The 19,152-nt window shown below is 59.0% G+C and carries 19 protein-coding genes; 8 read left to right on the forward strand and 11 right to left on the reverse strand.

Annotation, left to right across the window (positions count from 1 at the left end):
• Positions 1 to 17: 17 nt before the first annotated feature.
• Both AC2TAD_RS02000 and AC2TAD_RS02005 read right to left on the reverse strand, forming a co-directional pair.
• The gene (locus AC2TAD_RS02000) at positions 18 to 896 is read right to left on the reverse strand and encodes a fatty acid desaturase (RefSeq protein ID WP_480865689.1); all 879 of its coding nucleotides are present in this window, start codon (positions 894 to 896) and stop codon (positions 18 to 20) included.
• Positions 889 to 1,092 carry a DUF2061 domain-containing protein gene (locus tag AC2TAD_RS02005; protein ID WP_480865690.1) on the reverse strand — a complete coding sequence of 68 codons (204 nt, stop codon included), beginning with the start codon at positions 1,090 to 1,092 and terminating at the stop codon, positions 889 to 891. The genes AC2TAD_RS02000 and AC2TAD_RS02005 overlap by 8 nt, the downstream gene beginning before the upstream one ends.
• Positions 1,093 to 1,198: 106 nt before the next feature.
• Here AC2TAD_RS02005 and AC2TAD_RS02010 point away from each other — a divergent pair, with 106 nt between their 5' ends.
• On the forward strand, positions 1,199 to 2,059 hold the full coding sequence (locus AC2TAD_RS02010; RefSeq protein WP_480865691.1) for a helix-turn-helix domain-containing protein: 861 nt from the start codon (positions 1,199 to 1,201) through the stop codon (positions 2,057 to 2,059).
• Positions 2,060 to 2,130: 71 nt separating this feature from the next.
• A complete protein-coding gene (locus AC2TAD_RS02015) occupies positions 2,131 to 2,313 on the forward strand; it encodes a hypothetical protein (protein ID WP_209194450.1) in 183 nt (60 codons plus the stop codon).
• Here AC2TAD_RS02015 and AC2TAD_RS02020 read toward each other — a convergent pair.
• Genes AC2TAD_RS02020 through bcoG form a run of 3 tightly spaced genes read right to left on the reverse strand, consistent with a single transcriptional unit; the run spans position 2,310 to position 5,511 of the window.
• Positions 2,310 to 3,071: an SDR family oxidoreductase gene (locus AC2TAD_RS02020; protein ID WP_480865692.1), complete on the reverse strand. Its 762-nt coding sequence runs from the start codon at positions 3,069 to 3,071 to the stop codon at positions 2,310 to 2,312. The two genes, AC2TAD_RS02015 and AC2TAD_RS02020, sit on opposite strands and share 4 nt — an antisense overlap.
• On the reverse strand, positions 3,068 to 4,549 hold the full coding sequence (locus AC2TAD_RS02025; RefSeq protein ID WP_480865693.1) for a carnitine 3-dehydrogenase: 1,482 nt from the start codon (positions 4,547 to 4,549) through the stop codon (positions 3,068 to 3,070). The genes AC2TAD_RS02020 and AC2TAD_RS02025 overlap by 4 nt, the downstream gene beginning before the upstream one ends.
• 47 nt (positions 4,550 to 4,596) lie before the next feature.
• Complete coding sequence (gene bcoG / locus AC2TAD_RS02030; RefSeq protein ID WP_170752771.1) at positions 4,597 to 5,511, reverse strand: 3-dehydrocarnitine:acetyl-CoA trimethylamine transferase BcoG; 915 nt, start codon at positions 5,509 to 5,511, stop codon at positions 4,597 to 4,599.
• 131 nt (positions 5,512 to 5,642) lie between these two features.
• Here bcoG and AC2TAD_RS02035 point away from each other — a divergent pair, with 131 nt between their 5' ends.
• Entirely contained in the window at positions 5,643 to 6,629 is a 987-nt protein-coding gene (locus AC2TAD_RS02035; protein WP_353390162.1) for a GlxA family transcriptional regulator, read from the forward strand.
• A gap of 93 nt (positions 6,630 to 6,722) precedes the next feature.
• On the opposite strand, the gene AC2TAD_RS02040 is transcribed toward AC2TAD_RS02035, so the two are convergent.
• From AC2TAD_RS02040 to AC2TAD_RS02050, 3 genes are read right to left on the reverse strand one after another with little or no spacing between them, the layout of a single operon-like run.
• The gene (locus AC2TAD_RS02040; protein ID WP_480865694.1) at positions 6,723 to 7,769 is read right to left on the reverse strand and encodes an aldo/keto reductase; all 1,047 of its coding nucleotides are present in this window, start codon (positions 7,767 to 7,769) and stop codon (positions 6,723 to 6,725) included.
• A 32-nt stretch (positions 7,770 to 7,801) separates the two neighbouring features.
• Complete coding sequence (locus tag AC2TAD_RS02045) at positions 7,802 to 8,260, reverse strand: DNA polymerase III subunit chi (protein WP_170354391.1); 459 nt, start codon at positions 8,258 to 8,260, stop codon at positions 7,802 to 7,804.
• 4 nt (positions 8,261 to 8,264) lie between these two features.
• Entirely contained in the window at positions 8,265 to 9,731 is a 1,467-nt protein-coding gene (locus AC2TAD_RS02050; RefSeq protein WP_480865695.1) for a leucyl aminopeptidase, read from the reverse strand.
• Between the two features lie 240 nt (positions 9,732 to 9,971).
• Between AC2TAD_RS02050 and lptG the strand changes: the two genes are divergently transcribed.
• From lptG to rsmA, 5 genes are all read left to right on the forward strand, one after another.
• Complete coding sequence (lptG, locus tag AC2TAD_RS02055; protein WP_170752763.1) at positions 9,972 to 11,072, forward strand: LPS export ABC transporter permease LptG; 1,101 nt, start codon at positions 9,972 to 9,974, stop codon at positions 11,070 to 11,072.
• Positions 11,072 to 13,234, forward strand: coding sequence for an LPS-assembly protein LptD (locus AC2TAD_RS02060; protein WP_480865696.1), 2,163 nt, complete (start codon positions 11,072 to 11,074; stop codon positions 13,232 to 13,234). The genes lptG and AC2TAD_RS02060 overlap by 1 nt, the downstream gene beginning before the upstream one ends.
• On the forward strand, positions 13,225 to 14,475 hold the full coding sequence (locus tag AC2TAD_RS02065) for a peptidylprolyl isomerase (protein ID WP_170752759.1): 1,251 nt from the start codon (positions 13,225 to 13,227) through the stop codon (positions 14,473 to 14,475). The genes AC2TAD_RS02060 and AC2TAD_RS02065 overlap by 10 nt, the downstream gene beginning before the upstream one ends.
• Positions 14,472 to 15,437, forward strand: a complete 966-nt coding sequence (pdxA, locus tag AC2TAD_RS02070) for a 4-hydroxythreonine-4-phosphate dehydrogenase PdxA (protein WP_480865697.1) — start codon at positions 14,472 to 14,474, stop codon at positions 15,435 to 15,437. Before AC2TAD_RS02065 ends, pdxA begins: the two co-directional genes overlap by 4 nt.
• Before the next feature lie 81 nt (positions 15,438 to 15,518).
• On the forward strand, positions 15,519 to 16,361 hold the full coding sequence (gene rsmA / locus AC2TAD_RS02075) for a 16S rRNA (adenine(1518)-N(6)/adenine(1519)-N(6))-dimethyltransferase RsmA (RefSeq protein WP_170752754.1): 843 nt from the start codon (positions 15,519 to 15,521) through the stop codon (positions 16,359 to 16,361).
• Between the two features lie 56 nt (positions 16,362 to 16,417).
• On the opposite strand, the gene AC2TAD_RS02080 is transcribed toward rsmA, so the two are convergent.
• The 3 genes from AC2TAD_RS02080 to prfA form a co-directional block, all read right to left on the reverse strand.
• Positions 16,418 to 16,987, reverse strand: coding sequence for a DUF4167 domain-containing protein (locus AC2TAD_RS02080; RefSeq protein ID WP_170354398.1), 570 nt, complete (start codon positions 16,985 to 16,987; stop codon positions 16,418 to 16,420).
• A 238-nt stretch (positions 16,988 to 17,225) separates the two neighbouring features.
• Positions 17,226 to 18,071: a peptide chain release factor N(5)-glutamine methyltransferase gene (gene prmC, locus AC2TAD_RS02085; RefSeq protein WP_480865698.1), complete on the reverse strand. Its 846-nt coding sequence runs from the start codon at positions 18,069 to 18,071 to the stop codon at positions 17,226 to 17,228.
• Positions 18,068 to 19,123, reverse strand: a complete 1,056-nt coding sequence (gene prfA / locus AC2TAD_RS02090) for a peptide chain release factor 1 (protein WP_480865699.1) — start codon at positions 19,121 to 19,123, stop codon at positions 18,068 to 18,070. The genes prmC and prfA overlap by 4 nt, the downstream gene beginning before the upstream one ends.
• Between the last annotated feature and the right edge of the window lie 29 nt (positions 19,124 to 19,152).

The raw sequence follows: 19,152 nt of genomic DNA on the forward strand, positions 1-19,152 counted from the left end.
CCCCTTGTGGCCGCAATTTACCCCTTTGGCCAGAGCGGATGGGGCACTGGGTCTTTGGCCCTTAGGAAATGGGCTCGAAACACCTGCGCGTAAGAGCGATAGACATAAGCCTCGTTCCGCGCCAAGTACGTGTCTTGCCCTGCGCGATAAAGGGCGGGCAATCGGTACCACGGCGCCGCTGGATTCATGTGATGAACCACGTGCAGGTTGTTGTGAAGAAAGAGAAATGCCAAGGGCCCCCGATCTTCGATGATCACCGTACGAGCCGAAGCCCGATCATGGGCGCGGTGCTCAAGAAAGGTTCGGATCTTCACCAAGCCTAGCCCCAGATAGGCAGCCAGAACATAGGCCCAGATTGGCATGGGCGACAGCGACACAATCCACAGCACCACCAAAACACCGCATAGATGGAATACCCAGGCACGCAGGATTTCAGACTTGAAAACGCAGCGTAACTCATTTCGCATGAACACAAATTGACCAATGGCCGGACCCAAAACGATGCGCCCTAGTAACGTATTGTTCACTGCCAGCAAGCGTTTCTGCCAACCGCGCAGACCTGCCCAGACCTGTGGATCCAGATAGTTAGATTCCGGGTCGTCATAGGGGTCGGTCAGCGTCGCGTCACGATGATGCGCCAGATGCTGGTCGCGGAACCGGCGGTACGGAATGAACAGTGTCAACGGCAACGCCATCAACGCCTCATTCAACGCCTTTTTCCGAAAGGGGTGGCCGTGGATCGCTTCATGCGTCAGCGAAGAATGCAGTGCCGCCACGACGCCCACCAATGGCACGGCGGCCCAAAGCGGCAAATAAAAAAGCATCACCAACCACGCCCCATAGCACCCAAGGATCAGGGCGAAGGTGCCCCATTCAGGCCCTGCACGCTCAGACATTGCGGCCCCATGAGATACCTGCCCATATACGCTCGTAAATCACGTAGAGCGTCAGGCCGATGGCCGTGTTGGCCAATGCCAAACCGCCCCCGATCGCGGCTGATCCGGTTGCGACCAACCCCACAACGGTCATCACGACAAGGCCCACCGCATTCCACAATACGGCCTTCACGACTGATCTGCGTCGTGTCTCCATTCCGTCACCCATATTTTTGTTATGGCTTAAGAATTACGGATCACGCAGATGGTGAACATTCTGAATGTGATTAACAAAATTCATCATTTGTGATAAAACCAAACACATGTCCGAAAATATCGACAAACGAGACCGTGCCGCACAATTCCGCCTCCGCCTTGCCCGCGCGATGGAGGAGCGGCACGTTAGCCAAAGTGCTCTGGCACGGAACATCGGCGTTGACCGCTCGACCGTGTCTCAACTGTTGACCGGCGATGGAGCCCGGTTGCCAAACGCCCATGTGGTGGGTGGCTGCGCGTCAGCGCTGGGGGTTTCGGCGGATTGGCTCCTGTCGCTATCGGACAGACCCGAAAGCGCGGCCGAACTTTTGGCGGGTGCGCTAACTGTGACCGAGGCCGCCCGCGCGTTGGTGGATGAGCGGATTTTCGAATGGCACCAAGAGGCCGCCGGATATAAAATCCGTTACGTTCCAGCGACTTTGCCGGATATGTTAAAGACTCGCGCCGTTCTGGAATGGGAGTATGCACCACATCTGGGGCGGACGGCAGATCAGGCCATTGGCGCATCTGAAGACCGGTTGACCTGGATGCGCCGGGCGCAATCGGACTACGAAATAGCCATGCCCTTGTTTGAAATCGAAAGCTTCGCAAGCGCATCCGGGTACTACCGAGGGCTGGATCTGCAAACACGTCAGGATCAGATCGACCATCTACTTGCTCTGTGCGACCAACTCTATCCCCGCCTGCGCATCTATCTGTTTGATGCAAAAAGGCTTTATTCGGCACCAGTCACGATCTTTGGCCCCTTGCTCTGCGTTTTCTATGCGGGCAGCCACTATATGGCGTTCCGCGACCGCGACCGGATCGAAACGTTCACCCGGCATTTTGACACTCTGGTCCGCGAGGCCGACGTCACCGCGCGGGATTTTCCCGGCCATCTGCGCGCATTACGTGACAGTATGCGTTAAACTCAATCCTGTGCTAACGTCGCTGGGCGCGAACCCTTTCGCATTCCGATTATGAACGGAGGAGCACAGGAATGGACGCAATGCAAACCGCCCAATACGCACGGGCCTTATACTCCGCCCACGGAGACAGAGCCGAGGCTGAAGCCGCGCAGAAGATGCGCGAATGCGAGGCCGCCGGGAATATACAACAGGCGCAGGATTGGCAGGCGGTCCGCCAGACCATCCGCCAGATTCGCGGTCCCAATCAGGGCTAAATTTTGGGGTCGGGGTTGACGGTATGCCCGTCCACCGCGATCACTTGCCCAGATACCAGCCGCGCCGCGTCTGACGCCAGAAACACGGCCATATCGGCAATGTCGCGCCCCTCGACAAACCGCCCCATCGAGGTACCTGCGGCATAGCCGTTATATATCTGGTCGCGGGTCATGCCTTTGGCGTTGGCCTCGCGGGCCAGAACGCCCTCCATCCGGGGGCCTTCGACCGCGCCGGGGCAGATCGTGTTGCAACGCACGCCGTGGGGGCCAAGCTCCATCGCCAGTGTTTTGGCCAGCCCGATGACACCCCATTTCGCCGCCGCATAGGGCGCGCGATTGGGATATCCGTATTGCCCGGCCGTAGACGAGGTGATGATAATCGCCCCACTGCCCTGACGCTTGAGGATAGGTGCCGCGTATTTCGCGCATAAAAACGCCCCCTCGAGGTTGACCGCCAGACAGGCACGCCAGTCTTCCAGCGCCACATCCTCGACCAGCGCCGTCGGCCCGGCGATCCCGGCATTGGCACACAGCGTATCCAGCCCGCCCCAATGCGCCGCAATCTCGGCGAATAGGGCAGCAACCGAGGGCTCATCCGCCACATCCACCTGCGACCGTTTCCAATGGCTCGGGCAAGCACCTAACGCCTCTGCATCCAGATCGACCACCCAGACCTGCGCGCCAACGGCGTCGAAAGCCTCTGCCATGGCCCGACCAACGCCCGAGGCCCCGGCCGTGATCAGAACCCGCGCGCTCATGCAGGTTTACGGATCGCCGCCCCCGCGCCCTCGGGATAAGGCAACCCGGCCTGCGCCTCGGCAATACGGGCCATGGCCGCCTCGATCTCCGCTGACGGAGCACTTGGACGGCGGGTGTCTAGACTGACATGCAGCAGAAAGCTTTCACCCGTGGCCAGCAGCTTGTCGCCCTCGCACATGCTGTGGAAAACGTGCAGCTTCTTACCCTGCCCCAACAGCATCTGCGTGCGCACCTGTATCTTTGCGCCTGCATGGGCCTCATCCACATAGCGGATGTGGTTTTCAGCCGTGAAATAGCTGCCACCCGACGCGATATAGTCCGCATCACAACCGATGATCTCCATGAACCGGTCGGTGGCAGCGGCGAAGGCCTCCAGATAGCGCGCCTCATTCATGTGGCCGTTATAGTCCGTCCAATCCAGCGGCACCGCGCGCGACAAGGTCAGGATCGGTTGGCTCAGATCGGCCTCCTCCATCGTCGGCAGCGCACCGGGTTTCAGCATCGCGTCATGCTGGTTCAGCACAGCCCCTGCCCCGTAATCTTGCGCCTTGAGCGCGCGCATCATCCCCACGAGGTTGTTGTCGCGAATCCGCTCCAGTTCGCGGATCGAATGCATCCCCGATTGCGCATCCGACTGATCGGCGATCATATCGACCAGTTCATCAGTGAACTCGGGCACGTCCATCAGCTTGGTCCAGGGCCATTTCAACGCTGGTCCGAACTGCGCCATAAAGTGCCGCATCCCGGCCTCGCCCCCCGCCACGCGGTAGGTCTCGAACAGGCCCATCTGCGCCCAGCGGATGCCGAACCCCATACGAATCGCCTCATCCACCTCTTCGGTGGTGGCGATGCCGTCCCTGACCAGCCACAGCGCCTCGCGCCAGACGGCCTCAAGGAACCGGTCGGCGATATGGGCGTCGATCTCTTTCTTGATGTGCAGCGGGAAGAACCCCACGGATTTCAACAGCCCCTGCGCGCGCTCGACCATGTCGGACGGGTTCTTGTCCGTCGGCACCAGTTCGATCAGCGGTAGCAGGTACACCGGGTTGAACGGATGCGTCACCACAATCTGTTCAGGCCGCAGCGCGCCCTCCTGCAGTTCCGAAGGCTTGAACCCGCTGGTCGACGAGCCGATGATCGCGCCCGGATCACACGCCTCCTGCAACCCCTTGTAAACCTTCAACTTAAGGTCCAACCGCTCGGGCACACTTTCCTGAATCCACTCCGCGCCCTGCACGGCCTCAACCATATCTTCATGAAAACTCAGAGAACCCTCGGGTGGCAACGGAACATCACTCAGCCCTGGCAAAGAACGCCGCGCATTGTCCAGAACCTCCCCAATCTTGCGCTCAGCCTCAGGATCAGGGTCAAAAACCCGAACATCCCACCCGTTCAGTAAAAACCGCGCGGCCCATCCGCCGCCGATCACACCACCACCAATGATTGCCGCTGTTTTCAAATCGATCCGCCTCTTCATCTGGCTAAAAATACCTCGGGGGTTTGGGGGCTAGCCCCCAATCACGCTTACTTCGCCACCGGCGCGCGCTTGGTCAAACCGAGCTTCTTGCGTACCTCAGCAGGCCCAATGACCTTAGCGCCCATATTTTCAATGATGGTCCCTGCACGCTCGACCAACTGCCAGTTCTCAGCCAGAACACCCTTGTCCAGCCACAGATTGTCTTCCAACCCCACACGCACGTTGCCGCCCGCAAGCACAGTAGCCGCCACATAAGCCATCTGGTTCCGCCCCAAGGAAAACGCACTGAACGTCCAGTCATCAGGCACATTGTTCACCATCGCCATAAAAGTGTTCAGATCATCCGGTGCGCCCCACGGCACCCCCATACACAGCTGAACCAGAGCGTTCGGCTCCAGAATTCCCTCTTTCACCAACTGTTTGGCGAACCACAGATGACCGGTGTCAAAGGCTTCAATCTCGGGCTTCACACCCATATCCGTCATCATCTGCCCCATCGCCCGCAGCGCGCCGGGGGTGTTGGTCATGACATAGTCCGCCTCGGCAAAGTTCATGGTGCCGCAGTCCAGCGTACATATCTCGGGCAGGCACTCCGCGATATGCGCCACGCGCTCTGACGCACCGATCATGTCGGTGCCCTCAGCCACCGGAAACGGGCTCTCGACGCCACCGAACACGATATCCCCGCCCATCCCGGCGGTCAGGTTCAGCACCACATCGACATCCGCGTCGCGAATCCGGTCTGTCACCTCGCGATAAAGGTCCAGCCGACGGCTGGGCGCGCCGGTCTCGGGGTCGCGCACGTGGCAATGTACCACCGCCGCCCCGGCCTTAGCCGCCGCAATCGCGCTGTCGGCAATCTGCTGCGGCGAGCGCGGCACATGCGGGCTGCGATCCTGCGTCCCGCCCGAGCCGGTCACGGCACAGGTGATAAAGACCTCGCGGTTCATTTCCAAAGGCATGGCGTTCTCCCCAGCTTATACCCGGTTTTGCCCTGAGTTTTCCCCAGACTTCTCCCCGGCAATCGATTTGCGTTGCCCGCGACTCTGACGCAGCCTTGGGGAAACACTTGGCAGAATGCGAATCGAACTTGATGAAATCCGCAAAAAACATACTGCAACCCGAACATCGCGCCCTGAAAACGGCGGTGCTGGTGCTGGACGACTGCAATACGCTCAGCTTTGCATCCGCTGTAGACCCCATGCGCGCAGCCAATCGTCTGGCCGATCGCCCCGCCTTCGACTGGGATTATGTCACCGCCACGGCCCAGCCCGCGATGCTGACCAGCGCCCTGACCGTGCCGGGCATCCCTCTGGCCCGCCTGCAAGGCTGCGACCTGATGATTGTGGTTGCCGGGTTCCAACTGGCACGCCACGCCACCCCCAGCCTGCTGGCTGGTCTCCGCCGGGTCGCAAACACTGGCGCCACAATGGCCGGCATCGACGGAGGCCCCTGGCTACTGGCCGAAGCTGGCCTTCTGGACGGCCACGCCGCTACAACCCATTGGGAAGACTTGGACAATTTCGCAGCCCGTTTCCCCGAGGTCGACGTGCGCCCGGACCGCTTCACCGTCTCTCAAAACCGCCTAACCTCAGGCGGCGCGATCCCGGCGGTCGAAATGATGCTGCACATCATCGCCGCGCGCCACGGCGCAGGCTTTGCCGCGCGCGTGTCTGGTCTGTTCCTTTATGACGGCGCGCCAGACCCCGCAAAACCGCAAAGCCGTACCGGTGCGCCACACCGCCACACGGCCCTTACGGCCAAGGCAAATAGCCTGATGCAATCTGCGCTGGATGACCCGCTGCCGCTGGCCAATATCGCCGAAACACTAGGCACTAGCCCCCGCACCCTGCAGCAACAATTCCGCCTGCGCCTGAACACCACACCGCAGGACCACTACCTGCAACTGCGCCTGGCCGAGGCCCGCCGTCTGGTCACCGACACAGACATGTCGTTGATGGATGTGGCGCTGGCCACTGGCTTTGGATCACAATCCAGCTTTGCCCGCGCCTTTCGCACCGCTCACGGCCTTTCTGCCCGCGATCTCAGGCAAGAGCGCGCGCACCCCACCCATCACTGACCGGATCCCCCTTCATCTGGCCAAAAATATCTCGGGGGAGTCGCCCGGAACGGGCGGCGGGGGCAGAGCCCCCTATCCACCTCTGGAAAGATTTTAGAACGGCATGGGATGTGCCCGATGCGCATCGCCAATCTCGCGCATCACTTCTTTGGAAAGTTTCAACTCTTTCCCGTCAAGAATATGGGCAAGTTGCTCGACTGTTGTTGCCCCGAATATGGCTGTAATCACAAATGGGCGCGTGCGGCACCAGGCCAATGCCATATGCACCGGGTCCAATCCATGTCTCTCGGCGATGTCCAGATAAGCGCTCACCGCCGTAAAAACCCGATCACGGTGTCGACCGCCCATATCGGGCACTAAGGACATGCGCGAGCCCTCGGGAACTGCGCCCTCTTGATACTTGCCCGTCAGGAACCCTGCCGCCAGAGGCGAAAACGCCATCAATCCAACGTCTTCATGCGCGCTCAATTCGGCCATGTCAGTGTCGAAATGCCGACACAGTAATGAATACTCGTTCTGAACCGATGCCACCCGCGGCCCGCCGCCTGCCTCGGCCAGACGCAGCCACTGTGCTGTGCCCCATGCACTTTCGTTCGACAGACCAAAAGCGCGAATATTGCCCTTATCAACTTGCGCCTGCAGCGCCTCGAGGCATTCCGACATATTGTCCAACACATCGGCCGTGTTCTTGCCGGACGGAGCGTAGTTCCAGTTCTGGCGGAACATATAGCTGCCCCGGTTCGGCCAGTGGAATTGGTAGAGGTCGATGTAATCGGTCTGCAATCGTCGCAGAGAATTCTCGATGGCTTCGGGGATCGTCTGACCGGTGATCGGCGCGCCGTTTCGGACATGGACCATGCCGGCGCCCGAATGCTTGGTCGCCAGAACATAACTCTCACGACGCGCAGCATTGGCTGCGTTCCAGTTGCCAAGGTATTCTTCGGTGCGTCCGATGGTTTCCTTGGCGATGGGGTTGACCGGATACATTTCGGCCGCATCGACAAAATTGATCCCAGCTTCCAGAGCCATATCCATCTGGCGATGAGCGTCCGCCTCGGATGTCTGCGATCCAAAAGTCATTGTTCCGAGGCACAGGTCGGTCACCATAACGCCTGTTCGGCCCAAGGGCTTCATTTCCATGTATCGATCTCCTGAAAACTTGCGCACAAGGCTTAAGCCTCGGCTTTCTTTTCCCAACGGCCCGCTTCTTCGGACCAGTATTGCGCTGAACACCCCGCGCCGGTCAGGGCCTTCCACTGCCCGCGCGCATGCTGAACGGCCTGTTCGTCATTGCCGTCGAACAGGATACAGACCCGTTCCAGAGCGTTCACTTCGTCCGGCCCTACCTGCGCACCGTCCACCGCCATTACGCAGGCCGGGTCATTGGACACATCCGGTCCGGTCGTCAGCAAAATGGGCTGCGCCGCATCGTGCGGCCCACCGGCAAGCCCATGCGGCAGGAACCCGTCATCCGGCCCCAGCCACAGTTTTTCATCCAGCCAGTCCATCCGTGCGGGATCTGTTCCCCGCACGACAATCTTCCACCCGGCCTGCCGGGCTTTGTCCAGCAAAACCGGCAGCGTGTATTCCAGCGGCTGCCGGGTCAGGTGGTAGAAATAGACAGCACCCATCCGATTACTCGAAATTGTCCTGCACAAAACGGCTCAACGCGCGCACGCCCCAGCCAGTCGCACCCTTCGGAGCATAGGACGTCTCGGAAGCCACCGAAGCAACACCGGCAATATCCAGGTGAATCCACGGCGTTTCCTCTTTCACGAAACGCTGCAGGAACTGCGCAGCGGTGATCGAGCCCGCAGGCCGCCCGCCTACGTTCTTCATATCAGCGATGCGAGACTTCAGCTGCTTGTCATATGCCGCGCCCAAGGGCATCCGCCACGCGCCTTCGTCCTCGGCTTTGGCCGATTTCAGGAAGGCCTCGCAGAAGGTGTCATTGTTCGAGAAGACGCCCGCATTCTCATGCCCCAGACCAATGATGATCGCTCCGGTCAGGGTCGCCAGATCAACCATGCCCACAGGGCTGAACCGCTCCTGCGCGTACCACATCACGTCGCACAGAACCAAACGACCCTCGGCATCTGTGTTGATGATCTCGACCGTATCGCCCTTCATCGACGTGACCACATCGCCGGGACGCGTGGCATTGCCCGAGGGCATATTCTCGACCAGCCCCACCAGCCCGACCACATTGGCCTTGGCCTTGCGCTTGGCCAGCGCGCGCATGGTGCCTGCGACGACGCCCGCGCCGCCCATATCCATGGTCATGTCTTCCATGCCACCCGCAGGCTTCAACGAAATCCCGCCGGTATCGAACACAACGCCCTTGCCGACCAGCGCCAGCGGGGCATCGCCCTTGTCGCCACCGTTCCATTGCATCACCACAACCTTCGACGGGCTGACCGAGCCCTGACCGACGCTCAGCAATGTGCGCATTCCCAGCTCTTCCAGTTTGTCTTCTTCCAGAACCTCAACCTCAAGGCCCAGATCCTTCATCTCGGCCAAGCGGTCAGCGAATTCTGTTGTTGTCAGGATATTGGCGGGCTCATTCGTCAGATCACGCGTCATACGCACGCCGTCGGCAATAGCATAGAGCGGCGCAAAGGCGGCTTCGACCTCGTCAGATTTCTGATGCGCAATAGTGACCGTCGCGGCTGGATCAGAGTCTTTGGTTTTGTGCGCGTCGAACTCATAACTGCGCAGAGCGATACCCATGGCCAGATCCTCGGAGCGGGTCTGGTTGGCCGCCATCACCAACAGCGCCTTGCCACCGGCCAGTTTCGCAAGCGCGACACCAGCCTTGCGGGCCTCGGCCGCATCCGGGCGGCGCGGCAGGATCAGAATATCCAGCGCCTCGGCCGCCATGCCACCGGGCCATGCCAACGAGATCACCTCGCCCGATTTCACCTTTTCGAACTGTTCGCTTTCGACCAGCCGCGCGACAGCACCACGAGTCAGGCGATTGGCCCGGCGCGCGGCAGGACCCATCTTGCCCTCGTCAGAAATGATGATCGCGACTCGGCCCTCGGCTTGTGCCATCATGCCAACGTCAAAAGCCTGAAACTGGATCGGGATTAGACTGCTCATTGGGAACTCCTGAAAATCTGTGACCCAAGACCTAGCCCGCCCCGATCAACTTGACCAGATAGCAGTTTTCCCCGCACTTCAATTGCAGTACAGTCCAGAAAAAATTCCGGCAGGTTCGGGGGAGAACAAAGTGGCAAGACAGGGCAGGCATATGCCGTCGCGGCAAGGCGCGAACGGTTGTGATTCTGACCTGAGGGCTAGTGGTTTTTTCGCGTTAGCAGGAATGGCGAGGGGTCTGCCGTGATCCTCGACCGATACTTTGCCCGCCGCTTCTTGCAGAACTTTATGGTGATCGGCGGCATTTTCCTGACGTTGCTGATTCTGATCGACCTGATCGAACAGGCCCGCCGGTTCGACGACGAAAACCTTTCATTCGGGCGCTTGCTGCATCTGACCTTGCTGAACACACCAGCTGCGATCAGCGAAATGCTGCCCTTGCTGGTTATCCTAGCAACGATCGCTCTGTTCGTTGGGCTGGCGCGCAGTTCTGAACTGGTCGTTACCCGCGCGATTGGTCGCTCAGGCATACGGTCTTTATTAGCGCCAGTCGCACTGGCCCTATTGATCGGAGCCATGGCCGTAGCTCTGCTGAACCCGATCTCCGCGGCGACATCCGAGGAATACAATCGCCTGTCCGACTCTTACCGCAACAACGGCACGTCAGCGTTTTCAATCAGCAGCGAGGGCTTGTGGCTACGCCAGGGATCACAGAACGGTCAGTCCGTAATTCACGCCAAAGGTACGTCCAACGGTGAAACACTGAAGCTAAATAACGTGACGATCATCACTTTCTCACAGGAAGGAACCCCGACCCAGCAAGTCTCGGCCGACAATGCCGAGCTGAGGCCGGGCAAATGGGTATTGGACAATGCCAAGGTCTGGTCCCTCGAGGAAGACACAAACCCCGAGAGTAACTCGGTCGTTCACGAACAGCTCGAGGTTCCGACGTCGCTTACACGGCAGCGCATTCTCGACACATTGGGGCAGCAGGGATCCGTTTCGGTTTATGATCTGCCCGAGTTGATCCGGGATCTGCGCGAGGCTGGTTTTTCAACCAAGCAATACGAAGTCTGGTTGCAAGTGCAACTGGCGCGGCCCTTCTTTCTGGTTTCGATGGTTCTTATCGGCGCGGCCTTCACCATGCGCCATGTGAGATTTGGCGGCACTGGAATTGCGGTCCTATCTGCAGTTCTTCTGGGATTCGCGATTTATTTCGTGCGCAACTTTGCCCAAATATTGGGGGAAAACGGTCAATTGCCTATTATCGTCGCGGCCTGGGCTCCGCCTTTCGCTGCTATACTGTTGTCGCTTGGTCTCTTGCTTCACGCGGAGGATGGCTGATGCGGTTGCTTCCCAGCCTTCTGTTGTCGGCAGCCATCGCGATCACCTTGCCCGCGACGATCTACGCACAATCCCCAACAGGTGTGAACGCGCCTACGGACGCCACGCAGGAAGAGCAGCCAGCCCTGCTGGTTGCGGACAGGATTTTCATCACGCCCGAACGTGTTCTGGTCGCCGAAGGTAATGTCGAGGCATTTCAAGGCGATGCAAAAATTACCGCTGAACGGGTCACATATGACCGGGACACCGGGCAACTCACCCTAGATGGCCCCGTGCGCATTGATCAGGGCGGCTCAACCACGATTCTGGCGGATTCGGCTGAACTGGACGACGGTATTCAGAACGGCTTGCTGATCGGTGCGCGGATGGTGTTTGACCAACAGGTCCAAGTCGCATCGGTTCAAGCTACGCGCGCAGGTGGCAGATACACACAGTTCAGCAAGGTATCGGCCACGTCATGTCATGTTTGTTCTGATGGCCGACCGCCTTTATGGCAAATCAGGGCCCGCAAGGTCACCCACGATCAGCTTGAACGACAACTATATTTCGAAGGCGCACAATTCCGAATTCTGGACCTGCCGGTCTTCTATTTCCCTTATTTGCGTCTGCCTGACCCCACTCTGGACCGGGCAACTGGTTTCCTGGTGCCTTCGATTCGCACAACGTCGCAGTTGGGCACGGGGCTTCAGGTTCCATATTTCTTCAAGCTAGGAGACCACAAAGACCTGACATTGACGCCCTATCTGTCCTCAAAAACTCGGACGCTGGGGTATCGGTATCGTCAGGCGTTCAAGCGTGGGCGACTTCGCTTGTTGGGCGCACACACCCGTGACGATCTTCAGCCCGGAGAGGATCGCGGTTACTTCTTCGCAGATGGCTTTTTCAATCTGAATGACGGCTATCGGTTCACGTTCAACATTAAAACCACGTCCGATGACGCCTACCTGGCCGATTATGGCCTGCCCGATTTCGACCGCCTGCGCAGCGAAGTTGCGCTAGAGCGGATAAAACGCGACACCGCCTTCCGCACCAGCTTTATCCACTACAAAACCTTGCGCGACAGCGAAGATCAGGACGAAATTCCATCTCGTGTATTCGATCTGTACTATCAGAAACGCCACTTTCCGACTTCGATCGGCGGCGAAACACGGCTGAGTTTCATTACACACGCCCATGAACGCACAAGTGACGAGGACGTCGTTGGTCGAGATGTGGCCCGAGCAACCTTTGACGCGGAATGGCTGCGCAGTTGGATCTTCACCTCGGGTCTGCGTGCGGACGCACGGTTCGGGGCCTCGATTGACACGTTCAACATCCGCCACGACAGCAATTTCCCTGATCAAGAAACCCGCACCACCCCCCGGGCGGCTTTGACCCTGCGCTATCCCATGGCACGGCGCGAGCAATCCGGGGCTACGCAGGTGCTGGAGCCAATTGCTCAGATCGGTTGGACGCAAGTCTCGACCAATGATGTGCCAATCGACGAAAGTACGTTTCAGGAATTCGATCAGGGCAACTTGCTGTCGCTGTCCCGATTTCCAGCCCCGGATCGACGCGAAGATGGGGCAACCGGCGTCATTGGTGTCAACTGGGCGCGCTACGGAGCGAACGGTCGCCGGGCTTTGGCCACTGTCGGGCAAGTGTTTCGCGCAGATCCCGACCCAGAGTTCAATCTGACATCGGGACTGCAGGGAACATCGTCGGATCTGCTGCTTGCAGGTCAATTGCAAACCGCAAATGGGTGGTCACTTGCAGGCCGCGGCTTGCTGAACGGAGATTTCAGTTTTGCCAAAGCCGAAATGCGCGCGGCCTGGCAGCAAAAAACCGTTAGGTTGTCGGGCAGCTATATCTGGCAGGAGCCAGACCCAGACGAGAACGTGGACGATGAAATATCCGAAATTCGATTGGATGGACGCTATAGGGTCGACCAGAACTGGCTAACCCAAGCCGTCGCCCGTTACGATCTGAGCGAGTCTGAACCCATTCGGTATGGCTTGGGTGTTACGTACCAGAATGAATGCGTGCAGGTTAACATGACCGTCAGCAGACGTTTTACTTCGTCATCTAGTATTGAGCCTTCCACTGAATTCGGCTTTACGGTAGCCCTGACGGGATACTCCGTTGAAGGTGGTGGCCAAGAGTTCAAGAGAAGATGCAGTTGATTTCAGGTTTCTCCAATCTCATCCGATCCGCTGTGATCAGGCCAGTCGCATATGTTGCGGTCGTATCTTTGTGTCTGAGCGTGTCGCCGGGCCTGGCCCAGAGCCTGTTTTCCCCAGCCATCAAGGTCAATCAGGATATCGTCACATGGTACGAACTTGAGCAGCGCCAGCAGTTTTTGACCGTACTTGGCGCGCCCGGAGCGTCGGACGCCGAGGTTCGCCAAGCCCTGATCGACGATCGTCTGCGCAAACAAGCCATGAGCGCAGCTGGGATATCTGCCAGCCCCGAGGCCGTTCAGCTGGGCATTGACGAATTTGCTGCCCGCGGTCGCTTGTCGACGGATGAGTTCCTTCAGCTTCTGTCCGAGGCAGGTGTTTCGCGCGAGACCGTCCGCGATTTTGTGGCCGACCAACTGTCGTGGCGCGACTTTATCAGCGCGAGATTCCTGTCGCAGGCGCGCCCATCAGAAGACGAGGTCAACCGTGCTCTTGGTCAATCGGGCAGTGGCGGGCTGCAAGTTCTGCTGTCCGAAGTCATCATTCCCGTAAATCAGCAAACGGTTGCACAGGTCGAATTGTTGGCTGAAGAGATCGCACTTCTGGAAGGATTCGATGCGTTCTCGGCAGCTGCGACGCAGTATTCCGCGGCAGGTACCCGGACCAACGGGGGGCGGTTAGACTGGCTGAACCTGACCGACCTGCCACCCGCCCTGCAACCGGTCATCATTGGTTTGAAGAATGGCGAAATAACGCAACCCATTTCTTTGCCAAACGCAGTCGCTCTGTTTCAGCTTCGGGGCCTACGCGAACTTGCGTCGGGTACTCCGACCTATTCAAAAATCGACTACGCGATCTACAACCTTCCCGGTGGCCGCAGCGCGGAAACATTGGCCCGTGCTGCCGATCTGCGCGAAGAGGTTGATAATTGCGATGATCTCTATGGCCTTGCAAAAGACCAACCGGAAAACGTTCTGCAACGGATTGAAGCCAGCCCGTCGGAAATCCCTCGCGATGTCGCACTTGAATTATCGAAACTGGACTTGAACGAGGTCTCGACCGCGCTGACCGGCAACAATGGCCAGACGCTGAAATTCCTGATGCTGTGCACACGTACTCTGGACCGGGGCGAGGAAACTTCGCGCGCGGATGTCGCCAATGCTCTGACCCAACAACGTCTGACTGCCTTTGCCGAAAGCCTACTCGAGCAATTGCGTGCGGACGCAACGATCATCGAGCAATGATAGCCCCAATCGCGCTGAGTTGTGGTGATCCCGCAGGCATAGGTCCAGAGATCGCCGCAAAAGCCTGGGCAGAGCTACGCGGAACATGCCCCTTTGTCTACATTGGAGATGCCAACCATCTTCCTGCCGGTACGCCCATTCAGAGGATCACAGATTTTTCTGAGGCGACCGCGATCTGCGCGACGGCCCTGCCTGTGCTGCACCTTGATTTTCCGTCTGCCAACACACCAGGCCAACCCGTTGCGGCCAACGCGCCCAGCGTTATCGACGCGATCGAACTCGGCGTATCTATGGTTCAGTCCGGTCGAGCCGCAGCGCTTTGTACGGCACCGATCCATAAAAAGGCCCTGATGGAAGGCGCGGACTTTGCTTACCCCGGACATACCGAGTTTCTTGCAGCCCTCGCAGGACAGCAACGCGTCGTGATGATGCTGGCCAGCGACCAACTTAGGGTGGTGCCTGCCACGATCCACATTCCTCTGTCCCGCGTTCCTGCCGCTCTGACACCAGATCTTTTGCGCGAAACGATCGAGATCACAGCCAAAGGTCTGCGTGCACAATTCGGCATCAGAAAACCTCGCATCAGTGTGGCTGGCTTGAATCCACATGCAGGCGAAGGCGGCAAAATGGGACATGAGGAGCTTGACTGGATCGCGCCGCTGATCCAAGCCTTGCCGCAAGATGACTACACGGTCACCGGCCCGCATCCTGCCGACACGATGTTTCACGCAGCGGCCCGCGCCAGGTACGACGCAGCAGTTGCGATGTATCACGATCAGGCGCTTATCCCGATCAAGACCCTCGATTTCGACATGGGTGTGAATGTCACGCTGGGATTGCCCTTCATACGCACCTCGCCGGATCACGGCACGGCGCTGGATATTGCCGGAAAAGGCATTGCCAACCCATCCAGTATGATCGAAGCCCTTAAACTGGCCCAACGCATGGCAAAAAGCGCTTGATCCTTCACCTGGCAAAAAATATCCCCGCCAGAGGCAAAAAAACTGGCGCTTTACCTCAGCCCGCGCCACGGTAATCGGATCATGAGCGCAATCGACACACTCCCCCCCCTGCGCGAGGTCATCGCGGCGTACCAACTTTCGGCCCGCAAGTCGTTGGGGCAGAACTTCCTGCTGGATCTCAACCTGACGGCAAAAATCGCGCGGCAGGCCGGTGATCTCAGCGCCTGTGACGTTCTCGAAATCGGCCCCGGCCCCGGCGGTTTGACCCGTGGGCTTTTATCAGAGGGCGCGCGCAAGGTTGTGGCAGTTGAAAAAGACACGCGCTGTATCGCAGCTTTGAACGAGATTGCTGCCGCCTACCCCGGTCGACTGGAAATCATCAATGGTGATGCGCTGGAAATCGACCCCATGGCGCATCTCACCCCGCCGATTCGAGTTGCAGCCAACTTGCCGTACAACGTCGGTACCGAACTGCTGGTCCGCTGGCTGACCCCTCCGGAGTGGCCGCCATTCTGGCAAAGCCTGACTCTGATGTTTCAGCGCGAAGTGGCCGAGCGTATTGTTGCCCGACCCGGCAGCAAGGCGTATGGCCGATTGGCCATCCTGGCGCAATGGCGGGCGGATGCGCGTATCGCCATGTCTTTACCGCCTGGGGCTTTCACCCCGCCGCCGAAAGTATCAAGCGCCGTTGTCCATCTGACCGCCTTGCCCGAACCTCGGCATCCCGCGGATGCTGCAACCCTGTCGCGTGTCGTCGCAGCCGCATTCAACCAACGCCGCAAGATGCTGCGCGCTTCCTTGAAAGGGGTCGCTTCCGATATCGAAGACCGCCTATTGGCCGCCGGTATTCAACCAACCGAGCGGGCAGAACAGGTCCCGCTAGAAGCCTTCTGCGCACTGGCGCGCCAAATCCGCGCGGGCTGAAAACAAAAAAGCCCCGGTCACTTGACCAGGGCTTTCCATTCCATATTCAACGTGGCCTACTCGGCCGCCTCAGGTGCATCACCCTTGTCGGCAGTAGCCTCTTCAGCGGCAGGTGCTGGTTTGGGCTTGCGGGCACGCGGTTTGCGGGCAGGCTTTTCTTTCTTTTCGGGAACATCAGACCCCTTGGCCTCGGGCGTTTCCACCAAACCGGATTCCGGGGCCGCTTCGGCGTTGAAATCCATGACGTCTGGTTGCGGTGCTTCGGCCGGATCGGCCTGGCGGGCCGCTTCACGTTCCTGACGCTCCGCGCGTTCTCGGTCACGTTCGGCCTGCCGTTCGCGGTTCTGGCGTTCCTGTTCTTCCCGACGTGCCTCCATTTCACGCTGCGCTTCGCTCAGCAAACGCAGGTAATGTTCGGCGTGTTGCTGAAAGTTCTCAGCAGCCACACGGTCGTTGGACAGCTGCGCGTCGCGGGCAAGCTGGTTGTACTTGTCAATGATCTGCTGGGGCGTGCCGCGCACTTTGCCTTCCGGCCCCGAGCTGTCAAAAACCCGGTTTACAACGTTGCCGCCAGAAGGACGATTGCGGTTATTCTTGGCCCGCGAGCGGGATTTGGAAGATCTCATCTACTTTCGTCAGCCTTGTCATTCACTGTCGATCACGTCGCATCTTGCATTGCTCAAAGGCTTTAGCCGGAACGCGATGTCGACTTTTTTGGGCTTGGCGTCAGGGGTGCGCTGCAATAGCGTCAACCTCTCCGACTAATCCTGAGTAAACATGTCCTGCGCGTTCAGACAAGGGCTTTATCCCAAAATTCGCAGCTTTTTTACATCAATCGGCGCTTTTCAGCCTCAGTATGTGCCGTCACCCAGGCATTCTGGCCAAGACAACACGGTCACGGCCATCCAAATCAGGAATAATCCGCGTCTCTGCCAGCCCAGCCGCCTGAAATAGCGCGGCAACCGCGTGACCTTGCGTCGGGCCGATTTCCACCAGCACCCGACCGCTGGGGACCAGATAATCCGGGACATCGGCAGCAATGCGACGATAGGCTCCTAACCCGTCCCCTTCATCCGTCAGCGCCATACGAGGCTCGTGCTCGCGGACTTCCGGTGACAAGTCATTCATTTCTGACAGCGAAACGTAGGGCGGATTTGAGACGATAAGGTCAAATTGCCCCTCTATGCTCTCAAACCAATCTGATTGCTGTATCTCGGCTCGGGCTTGGACCTGATGTTGAACCGCATTGGCGCTCGCCTGCAGGCAGGCGGCCTCGCTTAGATCAACACCAACACCCGAAGCACTTGCGCGTTCGGCCAACAGCGTGATCAGAATACAGCCCGAACCCGTTCCAAGATCCAACAGATGATCAAACGGTGCGCTCAACGCGGCCTCGATCAGAATCTCGGTTTCAGGGCGCGGATCCAGAACATCACGACTTACGCGAAACCTGCGGCCATAAAACTCACGTTCGCCTAAAAGGTGCGACACCGGAACGCGAATGGCGCGCAGCGAAATAAGCTGATCATAGCGTTCAGCGATCTCGTGCGACAGTTCTTCCGGCGCAATCAGGGTGACCCGGCTGGCTTCGATTCGGGCAGCGTGGGCCAGCAGGACGCGCGCATCACGTGCCGGATCATCGACCCCTGCAGCCCGCAGGCGAGACGTGGCTGCCACCATCGCCTGAGCCGCTGTTTGCAGACCGTTCATAGGGCCATCTCGGCCAGCAGGCGCGCCTGATCATCGGCGGTCAGCGCGTCGATCACCTCATCCAGATCGCCCTGCATCACCTGATCCAACTTATACAAGGTCAGGTTGATGCGGTGATCGGTCATACGGCCCTGCGGGAAATTATACGTCCTGATTCGCTCGGAACGATCACCCGAACCGACCTGACTGGCGCGATCTGCCGAACGTTCGCTGTCGATCCTCTGCCTTTCCAGGTCATAGAGACGCGTTTTCAGAACCTGCATCGCAATCTCTCGGTTGCGGTGCTGCGATTTCTCGGAACTGGTCACAACCAGCCCTGTCGGCAAGTGAGTGATCCGCACCGCCGAGTCGGTGGTGTTCACGTGCTGTCCCCCCGCGCCCGAGCTGCGCATTGTGTCGATCCGAATGTCATTCGCGTCGATCTGAATATCGACATCTTCGGCCTCGGGCAAAACTGCGACCGTCGCAGCCGATGTATGAATCCGCCCACCGCTTTCGGTTTCGGGCACGCGCTGCACCCGGTGGACGCCGGATTCGTATTTCATGCGGGCAAAGACATTGTCACCCTTGATATGGGCCACGACTTCCTTGACCCCACCGAGGTCCGAAGCCTGCTCCTCGATAATCTCGAACCGCCAGCCACGCGCCTCAGCGTAGCGCTGATACATGCGCAGTAGATCACCGGCGAACAAGGCGGCTTCATCCCCGCCAGTGCCGGGGCGGATTTCCAACATCGCGGGGCGCGCGTCTGCAGCATCCTTAGGCAAAAGCGCCAGTTGCAGCGCATGTTCGGCCTGTGGGATACGGGCTTGTAGATCGGGGATTTCCTCTTCGGCCAGCTCCTTCATGTCGGGATCAGCCAGCATCGCCTGAGCCTCAGTCAGATCGGCGTGCAGTTGCCGCCAAGCCATGATCTGGTCGACCACAGGCTTGAGGTCGGAATATTCTTTGGCCAGAGCAGCAATATCCCCGCCCGAGGCACCATCTGACATGGCCGCTTCGAGATACTGGAATCGCTGGGTTATCTGCTCAAGGCGTTCTTCGGGGATCATCCCGGCGGTGTCCCCTAATCTGCGGCTTT

The sequence above is a fragment of the Ruegeria sp. HKCCD7628 genome (assembly GCF_057221005.1).